The 11,817-nt window shown below is 68.4% G+C and carries 13 protein-coding genes and 1 pseudogene; 5 read left to right on the top strand and 9 right to left on the bottom strand.

Translation table 11 applies throughout. The features are described from left to right. Positions 1 to 61: 61 nt before the first annotated feature. The 4 genes and pseudogenes from BN3560_RS08635 to BN3560_RS14715 form a co-directional block, all read right to left on the bottom strand. A complete protein-coding gene (locus tag BN3560_RS08635; RefSeq protein WP_096227741.1) occupies positions 62 to 403 on the bottom strand; it encodes a FeoA family protein in 342 nt (113 codons plus the stop codon). A gap of 147 nt (positions 404 to 550) precedes the next feature. Then, a complete protein-coding gene (locus BN3560_RS14880) occupies positions 551 to 1,459 on the bottom strand; it encodes an HAD-IC family P-type ATPase (RefSeq protein ID WP_269456914.1) in 909 nt (302 codons plus the stop codon). Positions 1,460 to 1,583: 124 nt separating this feature from the next. After that, positions 1,584 to 2,225, bottom strand: a pseudogene (locus BN3560_RS14875) (HAD-IC family P-type ATPase); the annotation flags it as partial. 604 nt (positions 2,226 to 2,829) lie between these two features. Beyond that, positions 2,830 to 3,024, bottom strand: coding sequence for a helix-turn-helix domain-containing protein (locus BN3560_RS14715; RefSeq protein ID WP_227115106.1), 195 nt, complete (start codon positions 3,022 to 3,024; stop codon positions 2,830 to 2,832). Positions 3,025 to 3,085: 61 nt separating this feature from the next. On the opposite strand from BN3560_RS14715, the gene thrC reads away from it, so the two are divergent. Both thrC and BN3560_RS08615 read left to right on the top strand, forming a co-directional pair. Beyond that, positions 3,086 to 4,654, top strand: a complete 1,569-nt coding sequence (gene thrC, locus BN3560_RS08620; RefSeq protein ID WP_154270095.1) for a threonine synthase — start codon at positions 3,086 to 3,088, stop codon at positions 4,652 to 4,654. A 50-nt stretch (positions 4,655 to 4,704) separates the two neighbouring features. Beyond that, a complete protein-coding gene (locus tag BN3560_RS08615; protein WP_087190015.1) occupies positions 4,705 to 5,049 on the top strand; it encodes a winged helix-turn-helix domain-containing protein in 345 nt (114 codons plus the stop codon). A gap of 124 nt (positions 5,050 to 5,173) precedes the next feature. Here BN3560_RS08615 and nrdD read toward each other — a convergent pair whose 3' ends face one another. The 3 genes from nrdD to BN3560_RS08600 all read right to left on the bottom strand — a co-directional run bounded on the left by nrdD (position 5,174) and on the right by BN3560_RS08600 (position 7,517). Next, positions 5,174 to 5,524: an anaerobic ribonucleoside-triphosphate reductase gene (nrdD, locus tag BN3560_RS08610; RefSeq protein WP_096227740.1), complete on the bottom strand. Its 351-nt coding sequence runs from the start codon at positions 5,522 to 5,524 to the stop codon at positions 5,174 to 5,176. A gap of 143 nt (positions 5,525 to 5,667) precedes the next feature. After that, complete coding sequence (locus tag BN3560_RS08605; protein ID WP_087190017.1) at positions 5,668 to 6,408, bottom strand: response regulator transcription factor; 741 nt, start codon at positions 6,406 to 6,408, stop codon at positions 5,668 to 5,670. Then, on the bottom strand, positions 6,405 to 7,517 hold the full coding sequence (locus tag BN3560_RS08600) for a sensor histidine kinase (RefSeq protein ID WP_096228643.1): 1,113 nt from the start codon (positions 7,515 to 7,517) through the stop codon (positions 6,405 to 6,407). The genes BN3560_RS08605 and BN3560_RS08600 overlap by 4 nt, the downstream gene beginning before the upstream one ends. Positions 7,518 to 7,692: 175 nt before the next feature. Here BN3560_RS08600 and BN3560_RS08595 point away from each other — a divergent pair, with 175 nt between their 5' ends. The 3 genes from BN3560_RS08595 to BN3560_RS08585 are packed head-to-tail and all read left to right on the top strand — an operon-like array spanning position 7,693 to position 11,039. Then, entirely contained in the window at positions 7,693 to 8,631 is a 939-nt protein-coding gene (locus BN3560_RS08595; protein ID WP_096227739.1) for an ABC transporter ATP-binding protein, read from the top strand. A gap of 10 nt (positions 8,632 to 8,641) precedes the next feature. Continuing rightward, positions 8,642 to 9,823: an ABC transporter permease gene (locus tag BN3560_RS08590; RefSeq protein ID WP_096227738.1), complete on the top strand. Its 1,182-nt coding sequence runs from the start codon at positions 8,642 to 8,644 to the stop codon at positions 9,821 to 9,823. Next, the gene (locus BN3560_RS08585; protein ID WP_096227737.1) at positions 9,810 to 11,039 is read left to right on the top strand and encodes an ABC transporter permease; all 1,230 of its coding nucleotides are present in this window, start codon (positions 9,810 to 9,812) and stop codon (positions 11,037 to 11,039) included. Before BN3560_RS08590 ends, BN3560_RS08585 begins: the two co-directional genes overlap by 14 nt. A gap of 65 nt (positions 11,040 to 11,104) precedes the next feature. Here BN3560_RS08585 and BN3560_RS08580 read toward each other — a convergent pair whose 3' ends face one another. Continuing rightward, on the bottom strand, positions 11,105 to 11,569 hold the full coding sequence (locus BN3560_RS08580) for a type II toxin-antitoxin system HicB family antitoxin (protein ID WP_096227736.1): 465 nt from the start codon (positions 11,567 to 11,569) through the stop codon (positions 11,105 to 11,107). A 22-nt stretch (positions 11,570 to 11,591) separates the two neighbouring features. Beyond that, positions 11,592 to 11,777 (bottom strand): type II toxin-antitoxin system HicA family toxin, encoded by a 186-nt coding sequence (locus BN3560_RS08575; RefSeq protein WP_096227735.1) that lies wholly within the window; start codon positions 11,775 to 11,777, stop codon positions 11,592 to 11,594. Positions 11,778 to 11,817 lie beyond the last annotated feature (40 nt).

Raw genomic sequence — 11,817 nt, 5'->3', positions numbered from 1 at the left:
ACTGCAAGAGCATGCAAGCGAACTGCAAGCAGCGTGCAAGCGCCCCGCCGCACCGCAGCGCCTAGGCGGCGGCGTTCGTGATGATACGGGACGCGATCTGCTTGTTGAGCGCGACCTGCGTGCCCTTGACTTCCACGATAAGGTCGCCCGCAGCCTCGGCCGTCACCGTGACGCGCGCTCCTTCCACGAACCCGAGGTTCTCCAGGTGGTGGTGCAGGTCGCCCCTGCCGCGCACCTTCGCTATCGTGGCCGTCTCGCCGCTCCCGAGGAACGAAAGCGGCATCTGTCGGCACGAGGCGCTGGGAACCGCGTCCGCATCGGCGCATGCGATACCCGTACCGGCATGCGCGCGGGCTTGCACGCCCGCCTGCCCGCCCATGCCCGCTACCGTTGCATTGCCCATCTGTGCTCCCATCAGTTAGCTTCGTATAACAATAAGTATTCTATAGCAAACTTTCATGAAATGGAAGCCTTGGTTAACTTTTCTTTTTTTGTCTGCATCCGCTCAACGGCCCGTAGGCGATTTTCGGGAGGCGTACACCACCGGGCCCTACCCCTCGTCGCCGGCCTTGAGCGTCATCGCGTTCACGGCCACGATGACGGTGGACAGGCTCATGAGCACGGCGCCCACGGCGGGGCTCAGCAGGATGCCTACCGGCGCCAGCACGCCGGCTGCGAGCGGGATGGCCACGATGTTGTAGCCGGCGCCCCACCAGAGGTTCTGCTTGATCTTGCGCGTGGTGTTCGTGCCCAGGTCGAGCAGCCGCACGATGTCCTCCGGGTCGCTCTTCACGAGCACGACGTCGGCGGAGTCGATGGCAACGTCGGTGCCGGCGCCGATGGCCACGCCCACGTCGGCCTTCGCGAGGGCGGGCGCGTCGTTGATGCCGTCGCCCACCATCATGACCACGTCGCCCGCCGTGCGGCGCTTCTGCACGAGGCGCACCTTGTCCTGGGGCACGAGCCCAGCGTGGAACTCGTCGATCCCGAGGTCGCGGGCCACGGCGCGCGCGGCCTCCTCGTTGTCGCCCGTGAGCATGACGGGCGCGATGCCGCGCTCCTTGAGCTGCCGCACCGCCTCGCGCGCCGTGGGCTTCACCTCGTCGCCCTGGGCCACCACGCCGGCCACGACGCCGTCGATCACGAGGAAGCTCACCGTGAGGCCGCGGCCTGCGAGCTGCTGGAACAGGCCGCGGTCGTAGACGATGCGCCGCTCGTCGAGGTGGCGCGCGTTCGCAACGAGCGCCTTCCGCCCATCCTCGAGCGTGCCCTCCACGCCCACGCCGGCCACGGCGTGCTCGTCGCGCACGGGCACGGGGCGCACGCCCCGGTCGCGCGCGGCGGCCACGATGCTCGCCGCGAGCGGATGCGACGAGGACTGCTCGAGCCCGGCGAGGATCGCGAGCACGCGGTCGTCGGCACGGTCGTCGGCGGATGCGCCGCCGTTTTTTCCCGTCATTGCCGGCGATAATGCCGGCGGCCCCTCCGGCATTATCGCCCTTGCCGTCGCCGGAGCCCGGCTTTCCCACCGCACGCACCTCCGCCACGCGGAAGTCGCCCTCGGTGAGCGTGCCGGTCTTGTCCATCATCACCACGTTCGCGCGCGGCGCCACCTCGAGCGCCCGTCGGCGTCGCACGAGCAGGCCGTGCCGCGCGCCGATGGACGTGGAGCGCGCGGCCACGAGCGGTATGGCCAGGCCGAGCGCATGCGGGCACGCGATGACGAACACCGTGACCATGCGCGTGAGCGCGTCGCCCACGCTGCCCGTCACGGCAAGCCACGCGGCGAAGGCCGCGACGCCCACGCCCACGGCGGCGTAGAACAGCCAGCGCGCCACCTTGTCCGACAGCACCTCGGCACGCGACTTCTCCTGCTGCGCCTGCGACACCAGCTTCATGACCTGGGCAAGGTAGCCCGAGTCGCCCGTGCCGGTCACGCGCACGTACAGCGTGCCGTCGCCGTTCTGCGATCCGCCGAACACGGAGTCGCCTGCCCCCTTGGCCACGTCGCGCGCCTCGCCGGTGACGAGCGCCTCGTTCACCTGCGACTCGCCGCGCACGACCTCGCCGTCGGCGGGCACCTTCTCGCCCGCCTCCACCATGACGGTCTGCCCCACCTGCACCTCGGACAGCGGCGCATCGGCGAAGGAGCCGTCCGGCTGCTCCACGTGGGCCTGCGCCGGCAGGAGCTCGGCCATCTCCTTGAGCGCGTCGCCCGCGCCCATGACGGCCCGCATCTCCACCCAGTGGCCCAGGAGCATGATGACGATGAGCGTGGCCAGCTCCCAGAAGAAGTCCATGTGCATGCCCGCCGCATGCAGGACGGAGCGCTGGACGAAGGCGTAGATGCTGTAGGCGTAGGCCGTGGTGATGCCGAGCGCCACGAGCGTCATCATGGCGGGCTGGCGGCGCCTGAGCTCGTCCGCCGCCCCGCGCAGAAACGGCATGCCGCCGTAGACGAACAGCACCGTGGCGAGCGCCGCCACGACCCAGTCCGAGCCGGGGAACGCGAGCGTGATGGGGAGCGCCATCCCCATGGGCGAGGACAGCAGCAGGATGGGCACCGTGAGCACGAGGCTCGCGAAGAACCGCCGCTTGAGGTTCGCCCCGTGCATCGCCATGCCGCCCCCGGAGGCGTCCTTTCTGGAAGAGCCGTCCCGCACATCCTCGTGTTCGCCGTCATGCCCGCCCATCCGCCTCGCCTCGCCTTCATCGGTTGCCCTGCCTGCGCTATCGAGCACCAGGGTAGGACGCGACAGCGGCATCGCGCGGGTGCGGAGGCGAACCGTTGCACAGCGGAAACAAGGCGGTCGGGCGGGCGAAAGAGGCTCAGCCCACCATGCCCAAGGCGAGCGGCTCTATGCGCTCAAGATCATCGCGATGGAGGTCGAGCGACTCCCACAAATCGGTGTTGCGCTGCAAGTTCAACCAATACTCGGGCGATGTGCCGAACAGGTTCTCGTCGAATCGAGTTTTCAGGAAGAAAAACAGGGTCTCGCGACGCGCCGGTTGTTTTCGGAACATAGTATACTTAGGATGGATAATCGAAACGTGCGAATTCGACCAGAAAGCGCAGGACAAGGCTTTGAACCTCTACATCGACACGCGGGGCGCTGGACCCCGGCCCGTCACGTTCACGGAAGCCGTCGTCGACGGGTTGGCGGCGGGCGGCGGGCTGTACGTGCCCGAGCGCGTCCCGGAGCTCTCCCTGGAGGACATCGCGGCGCTGGCGCAGCTGCCCTACGCCCAGCGCGCGGCGCGCATCTACCGGGCGTTCGACGTCGACCTGCCCGCCGAGACCATCGAAGCGCTCATGGCGCATGCCTACGGCGACAACTTCGACGACGAGCGCATCTGCCCCATCACGTCGCTTACGGCCGACACCCACGTGCTGGAACTGTGGCACGGCCCCACGAGCGCGTTCAAGGACATGGCGCTGCAGTGCCTGCCGCGGTTCTTCTCCGCAAGCGCCGCCCAGCTGCGCGAACAGGGGAAGCTCGACCACGACTTCCTCATCCTCGTGGCCACGTCGGGCGACACGGGCAAGGCCGCGCTCGAGGGCTTCCGCGACGTGGACGGCGTGAGCATAGGCGTGATGTACCCTGACGGCGGCGTGAGCGACATCCAGTTCAAGCAGATGGCCACGCAGCGCGGGCGCAACGTGCAGGTGTGGGGCGTGCGCGGCAACTTCGACGACTGCCAGACCGGCGCGAAGAACGTGTTCGGCGACGAGGCGTTCGCGGAGCAGCTGCTGGAAGAGCACGGCGTTGCGCTGTCGAGCGCGAACTCCATCAACTGGGGGCGCCTCATGCCCCAGATCGTGTACTACGTGTCGGCCTACGCGCAGCTGGTGGCAGACGGCAAGCTGGGACTGGGCGACGAGCTGGACGTATGCGTGCCCACCGGCAACTTCGGCAACATCCTGGCCGCCTACTACGCCAAGCACATGGGCGTGCCGCTGGGCATGCTGTACTGCGCCAGCAACGAGAACCGCGTGCTCACCGACTTCATCAACACGGGCACCTACGACATCTCCGAGCGCCCCTTCGTGCTGACGCCCTCCCCTTCGATGGACATCCTCGTGTCGTCGAACCTGGAGCGCCAGCTGTTCGAGCTGACGGGGCGCGACGCCGCCGCCATCGCCGGCTGGATGTCCGACCTGCGCGAGCAGCGCCGCTTCCGCGTGGACGAGGAAACGTTCGCCCGCGTGAGGGAGCTGTTCGCCTCCGACTCCATCGACAACGCCACGTGCCTGGATACCATCAAGCGCGTGCTCGACGAGCACGATTACCTGCTGGATCCGCACACGGCCGTCGCCTACCAGACCGCCGAGAACCTCCGGGGCGAAAATCCCGTGCTCATCGCCAGCACGGCGCACTGGGCCAAGTTCGGCGACAACGTGTACCGCGCGCTGCACGGCCTGGAGCCGGGCGCGCCGCTGCCCGACGACGTGGCCGCGCTCTCCGGCTGCGCGCTGAACCAGCTCATCGCGCGCGAGACGGGGCACGACGACATCCCCCGCGGCCTGGCCGAGCTCGATGCGCTGCCCGTCCGCTTCGGCGAGGTGATAGAGGGAGGCACGGACAGCATCGAGGCGGCCGCCGCGCGCTTCCTGGAGAAGCTGGACGCGACGACGCCCGCACGCAACGACTGACGGTCCCCGCAGCGACGGCGGACATGACCAGAAAAGGACGAGGATAGACTATGAGCGAACTTGCGAACCTGAAGCCGACGATCAGGCTGTCCATCATGAACCCCGAATCCGAGAGCGGCTCGCTGTTCGGGCGCGGCATCGCGAACCTGTGCCTGGGCGTGCGCGAGACGGGCTCGCTCAACGCGTCCGCCAAGGGCATGGGCATGGCCTACAGCAAGGCGTGGCGCATCGTGAAGGACACCGAGGCGGCGCTGGGCATCCAGCTGCTCGACCGCGACGGCGCGCACGGATCCACCCTGACCGAAGCCGGCGACAAGCTGCTCGACGCCTACGTGGCCATAGACAAGAAGCTGCAGGAAGATGCCGAGAAGGAGTTCGCCCGCATCCTCGGCTAGCAATCAAGCCGCCCTCGCCTGCGCCGCGCGCGAGGCCGCAGAAAAAACGACGAGCCCCGAGAGCGCGCCTGTCCGGAGGGAGCCGGGCGGCCGCTTCTCGGGGCTCGCGCGCACTGCGGGAACGCTAGCAGCCGTTCGAGCAGGTGAGGGCGCGGTCCTCGCGAGCGAGGCCGTGCTTGACGCGGTCTGATTCCTCGGCGGTCTTCGCATCGTTCCAGCGGTCCATCGTACCCACCAGGTAGCCCGTGATGCGGCGGATGCGGTCGAACGGCACGGCCTCGAACCCATACGTGATACCCACGTCTTCGCCGTCGACGTCCAGATTCAGGGACTGCAGCACCTGGCCGGGATGCTGGGCATGCGCACGGTCGATGTACGCCTCGATCTCGCGCTGCGTAACCGTTTGGTCGCTCTCGTTGGCGTAGGCGATGGCGACGTCGATGCCGGAAACCTTCAGTTCGATCTTCTGGGGCATGGTGGCTCCTTTAATTGGTATAGTTTTAGTATCATTTACGGAAGCCATCATAGCACAGCGACGCCAGGCTTGCGGGAGGTTTCCGGCAACGGCCGGGCAACGGCGGGCGCGCCAGAGGGGCTGCGGACGTGACAGGGGGACGGCTACCGTGCGCGGTAGTATGCGATGGCCAGCTGGGTGCGGTTCTTCAGCTGGAGCTTCTGCAGGATGGCGCTGATGTGGTTGCGCACGGTGCCCTCGCTGATGTAGAGGGCGGCGGCTATCTCCTTGTTGTCCAGGCCCTCGGCCACCTGCTCCACGATGGCGTGCTCGCGCTCGGACAAAAGCTCGAGCGCGGCGGCGGCATGCGCCTGCTCGGCGCTCTGCGCCGGCGGCACCGCGGCAACGCCAGCAGGTGCCAGCCGTGCCGTGCCGGACGGCCCCCTGCCCTGCACGAGGGCTTCCACGCGGCCGAGCACCTCGCCGCCCAGCACGCTCTGGCCGGACGTCACCGTGCGCAGCGCCGGGGCGATGGTGGCCACCTCCTGCTTGATGAGGTAGCCCCTCGCGCCCAGGCGCAGCGCCCGCACGATATACTCGTCGTCTGAGAACGTGGTCAGGAACACGATGCGCGCCTCCGGATGCGCGGCCAGGATGCGCTCGGCCGCCGCAAGGCCGTCCGTACCCGGCATCTGGATGTCCATGAGCAGCACGTCGGGCCGCTCGCGCTCGAACAGCGCCACAGCTGCCTCGCCGTCGCAGCCTTCGCCCGCCACGGCCACGTCGGGCTCGGCGGCCAGGATGGTGGCGAGCGACGTGGTGACGAACGGGTCGTCGTCCACGATGCACACGCGGATGCGCCCCTCCTGCGCCGCGGACGGGCCCGCGGCCTTCTCCTCGCTCATGGGATATCCTCCTTCGGTACGGTGACGAACACCTTGAAGCCCTGGTCGTAGTCGACGCGGAGCATGCCGCCCAGCGCGCGGGCGCGGTCGGACATGGTGGCCAGCCCGATGCCGCGAGCGGTCCCGGAGGCGAGCGGCGAGTCGGCCCCCTGCCGGTCGAGCACGGAGGCGGGCGGCGGTACGGAGCCGTTGTCGTGCACGGCCAGCCGGTAGAACGCCGGGTAGGCGGCCACCGACACGGACACGCGGCTGGCGTCGGAGTGCTTAGAGGCGTTCGAAAGCGCCTCGCGGACAATGGCTATGAAGCCGTAGCCCACGTCGGACGGCACGTCGGACGCGCGGTAGTCGATGTCCACGGCGAGCGTCGTGAAGGCCTCGGCCGCCTCCCTCAGCTGGGTCTCCAGGTCGAACGCGTCGTCGTGCAGGTCGTGCACGCTGGCGCGGACCGTGCTCATGGCCTCGTGCAGCGTGGCCCCCACCTGCGCCAGCTCTGAGCGCACCCGCTCGTCGTCGCGGTGCACCACCTGCAGCGCCTCCACCTGCATGATGGAGCGCGTGAGCAGATGCCCCACGTTGTCGTGGATCTCGCGTGCGATGCGGCCGCGCTCGGCCAGCGTGGCCAGCCTTACTTCGAGGTCCTGCTTGTCGCGCAGCCCGCGGTTCTTCTCCTCCAGCGCAAGGGAGGTTTCCTGCACGTCATCGCGCAGGCGGCGGTACGCGGCAAGCTCGGTTTGGAAGCGGCGCGTGCGGTACGAGAGCAGAAGGGCCATGGCGCAGGCCAGCGCCATGAGGAGCGCGAGCGCGGCTTCGAGGCGCACGAACGCCGAGAGCGCGGGGAGCAGCCAGCACCAGCGGATTGCCAGATGGTCATCGCGCGCGAGATCGTACACCGCGAGCGCCAGAAACGCGGCGAACGACGGCCACGCGAATGCTGCGAGCGCATAGACAAGCGCCGGGACGAAGGCGAACCGCTCCGGCAGCGCCTCGCCGAGCGCCGAGGCGGCCACGGCCGCGAGCAGCGCGAGCAGCAGCGCGACCTCCCACGGCAGCACCGCGAAGCACGCGAGGCAGCACACGAGCACGATGGCCTTGTCGACGATTCTCTCCATGGGGGCCATGGTAGCAGGTCGCATGCGGCCGCACACGCCGCATGCGCGCGTGCGCGGAGAATCCGTGACATTTGTCATGGGGCGGTCGGCGCGATCGATGACGGCGCTCACTGGCGCGGCGGGCGCGATGGGACCATCATGGAACCATCATCGAGGAGAAGGCAGGGGGATTCCCATGGAAGACATCATCGCGGTCGACAACCTGGTGAAGCGCTACGGCGACGTGGTGGCGCTCGACCACTTCGGCCTGCACATCGCGCCGGGCGAGGTGTTCGGCCTGTTGGGCCCCAACGGCTCGGGCAAGACCACCGCCATCAACTGCATGCTGCAGCTGCTCACCTACGACAAGGGCGCCATCCGCCTGTTCGGCGAGGACATGAAGCCGTCTCGCTACGACCTGAAGCGCCGCATCGGCGTGGTGCCGCAGAACGTGGCGGTGTTCGAGGAGCTCACCGTGCGCGGCAACATCGACTACTTCTGCGCGCTCTACGTCGACGACAAGCGCCGCCGCCGGGAGCTCGTGGAGGAGGCCATCGCGTTCGTGGGGCTGGAGGACTTCACAAAGTTCCGGCCGCGCAAGCTCTCGGGCGGCCTGCTGCGCCGGCTGAACATCGCGTGCGGCATCGCGCACAAGCCCGAGCTCATCTTCTTCGACGAGCCCACCGTGGCCGTGGACCCGCAGAGCCGAAACGCCATCCTCGAGGGCATCCTGCGCCTGAACGCCCAGGGCTCCACCATCGTGTACACGAGCCATTACATGGAGGAGGTGGAGGACATCTGCACGCGCATCATGATCATGGATGCGGGGCGGGCGCTGGCCACCGGAACGAACGACGAGCTGAAGGCCATGATCGGCACGGGCGAGCGCATCCGCGTGGAGGTGGACGCGTGCGACGATGCCGTGCTGGCGGCCGTGCGCGAGCTGCCGTGCGTGCTGGGGGCATCCTTCGACGGGACCATGCTGGAGGCCGACTGCGGCAACGGCGCGCACAACGTGGCCGACGTGCTGGGCGCGCTCGCCGCACGCGGCGTGGCCACGGGGCGCATCTACGCCGAGCCGCCCACGTTGAACGACGTGTTCCTCGAGATCACCGGCAAAGCGCTCAGGGACTAGGGGGCCGACCATGTGGAACGCATTCAGAGGGGCGCTGGCGGTGCTCACGCGGAAGACGGAGCTCGCGGTGTGGGCGCTCGCCTTCCCCATCATCCTGTGCACCCTGTTCATGTTCATGTTCGCGAACCTCGACAGCTCGATGTCGTTCGAGGCCGTGCCCACGGCGGTGGTGGCCGACGATGCCTACCGCGCCGACGAGGAATTCTCCGCCCTGGTGGACGAGCTGTCCCAGCCCGGCGAGGACCAGCTGCTCGACGTGCGCGAGTTCGCCACCGCCGAGGAGGCGCGAGGATCGCTGGAGGCGGGCGACGTGATGGGCGTGCTGTCCGTGGATGGCGAGGGCGCGCCGCATCTGGCGGTGTCTCCCGTCTCCGACGGCGTGGGCACGAAGCAGATCGGCCGCACCATCCTGAACACGGTGGCCGACACCTACGTGCGCAACGCCGACCTGCTCAAGGGCATCGCGCATGACAACCCGATGGCGCTGGCCGACCCCGACCTGGTGGAGCGCGCGCTCTCGCAGGGCGACGCCACCGTGCAGGTGTCGCTCACGCGCAGCGAGCCCTCGCAATCGGTGCGGTTCTACTACGCGCTTCTGGGCATGGCCTGCCTGTTCTGCGCGCAGATAGGGATGGTGGCCGTGTGCGAGGCGCAGCCGAACCTCTCGCCTTTGGGCGCGCGCCGGGCCGTGGGCGCCGTGAGCCGCGGGAAGACGCTCGCGGCCGCGCTGGCGGCCAGCTGGGTGCTGGCGACAGCGTGCCTTCTGGCGGCGCTGGCCTACATGCGCTTCACGGCGGGCATCGACTTCGCGGGCCGGGAGGTTGCCTGCATCGGGGCCATCGCGGTGTGCGCGCTGTTCTCCACCGCGTTCGGCACGCTTTTGGGATCGCTTCCCAAGGTGGGGTTCGGCGTGAAGACGGGCCTGCTCACCGGCACGACCTGCCTGCTGTCGCTGTTCGCGGGGCTCTACGGCGAGCCGGTGATGAACATGGCCGACCAGCTGGCGCGCGACTATCCGCTGCTCGCCTCGCTCAACCCCGCCAAGGTGGTCACCGACACGTTCTACAGCCTGTACTACTACGACTCGCTCGTGCCCTTCGCCGAGAAAGTCGGCCTGTTGCTTGCGATGACCGCCGTCGTGTTCGCCGTGTCCGCCCTGTTCGTGAGGAGGCAGCGCTATGCAAGTCTTTAAAACCGCCCTGCGCGTGGTGCTGACGCACCCGGTGTACGTGGTCGTGTACGTGGGTTTCTTGAGCCTTCTCGGCCTGTTCGTGGCCATGGGCGTCGCCCCCGACACGGAAGAAGGAAGCTATGAGGCGGCGAGGGAGCCGTTCGCCGTGGTGGATCGGGACGGCAGCGCGCTCTCCGAGCACTTGGCCGCGTTTCTGGGCGAGCACGGCGAGCGGATCGAAATCGCCGACGACGCCTTCGCGATGCAGGACGCCGTGGCCAAGGGGCAGGCGAAGTGCGTGCTCGTGGTGCCCGAGGGGTACGAGCGCGCGTTCTTGGATGCGGCGCGCTCGGGCGAGGACGTGCCCGCCGTCGAGGTGGCGTACAGCTACGGGACGATGGCCGGCACGCTGCTCGACCAGCAGGCGAACCAGTATTTGGGGCTCGTGCGGGCCGAGGCCGCGCTCGAGCCGGACGCCTCCGCGGCCGACGTGCTGGCGCGCGCCGACGATGCCGCCGCCCAGACGGCGGACGTCGAGACGGTGCGGACGCAGGGCGGCGCCATACCGGCCGACCGCTTCGCCTTCTACCTCATGTGGTGCTCCTACACGCTCATGGCCGCCATCATCGTGTGCGTGAGCCTGCTCATGGGCGCGTTCAACCGCACCGACGTGCTGCGGCGCACGCAGGTGGGGCCTGTGGGCAGCGTGCGGCTGGGCCTGTGGAAGGCGGCCGCCAGCCTATTGGTGACCATGGCGGTGTGCGCAGTGACCTGCGGCATCGGGCTGGCGGCGTTCGGGTACACGCTGGAGGGCGTGCCCGCAGGGGCCGTCGCGCTCATGCTGGCGGCGGCGTTCGCGCTGGCGCTCGTGCCGCTGGCGGTGGGCTTTCTTCTGGGGCAGCTGGGCGTGGGCGAGGCCACCACGAACGCGGTGGGCAACATCGGCGGCATGGTGATGGCGTTCATGGGCGGGGCGTGGATCAGCCTTGACCTGCTGGGCGCCGAGATTCAGACGGCGGCGAAGTTCTTCCCCACGTACTGGTACACCCAGGCCGTCACCGAGAGCGCGCACCTCGCCGAGGTCACCTGGGAGTCCGCCGCGCCGATTTTGGGCAACCTCGGCATCATCGTGCTGTTCGCGGCCGCCGTCTTCGCCGTGGCGCTTGCCGCAGGACGCGTGCGCATGCGCTCGGCGGAGGCTGGCGGCAACGCGGCCGCCAGCTTGACGGGGGCGTAGGGGGCACGGCGGCCGGAGCCTTGCCGCAGTCAGGCGCTCACGCGATGCACGCCGACGACCGGCCGCTACACCGCCTCCGTCTCCTTCGCAGGGGCGGAGCCGGCCTTCTTCCTGGGGCGGCCCGGCTTCGGGGGGTTGGCCTGGCGCTCGCGGATGCTCCACAGGTAGACGTAGTTGTCGCGGCCGATCTTCTTGGAGGCCAGCTGGCCCGAGCACACCATCTGCCGCACGCGCGCGTCGCTCACGCCGAGCAGGCCCGCCGCCATCTTCGTGGTGAGCAAGCCGCGCTCGGTGTCCACATCCACCGAGATGGCCACGAGCAGGCCCTTGTGCTCCTCGGGGTACGTCGGCTTGGGAAGCGGCTTGTCCAGCTGGAGGTAGTCGTCGATCATGAGCCAAAGGGCGTCGGCGCCCATCTCGATAGCCTCGGCGATGTCCTCGCCCTCTGTCACTTGATCGAAATCGTTCAGGTACGTGCAGTAGCCTCCTAGCTCGTCCTCGATGACGAGCACTGGATAGGTGTAGCGCATGTCGACTCCTTCTGTTCCCTGTTTATTTCCAGCCGGCTTTTTTCCTAATGCTCTCCCATGTTCTCGCCCTCAACTCCCTCCGATGATAGGGAACGATTATCATCACGCCATTCCGTCTCAACTTTCGGTGCGAGCCCTTCCCGCCTTCTTGCTCACGCCAACCTTCTCGCAAGAGACGGCGATACACTTCGGATGCTTTCGGCGGCATCTAATCGCTCCTTTCACTATAACGCACGAGTAAGTATTAC

Origin of the sequence: Gordonibacter urolithinfaciens (assembly GCF_900199375.1) — a bacterium.
GTDB classification, from domain to species: Bacteria; Actinomycetota; Coriobacteriia; order Coriobacteriales; family Eggerthellaceae; genus Gordonibacter; species Gordonibacter urolithinfaciens.
The sequence above is the reverse complement of the archived record's forward strand: the minus strand, read 5'-3'. Positions and strand labels throughout refer to the sequence as shown.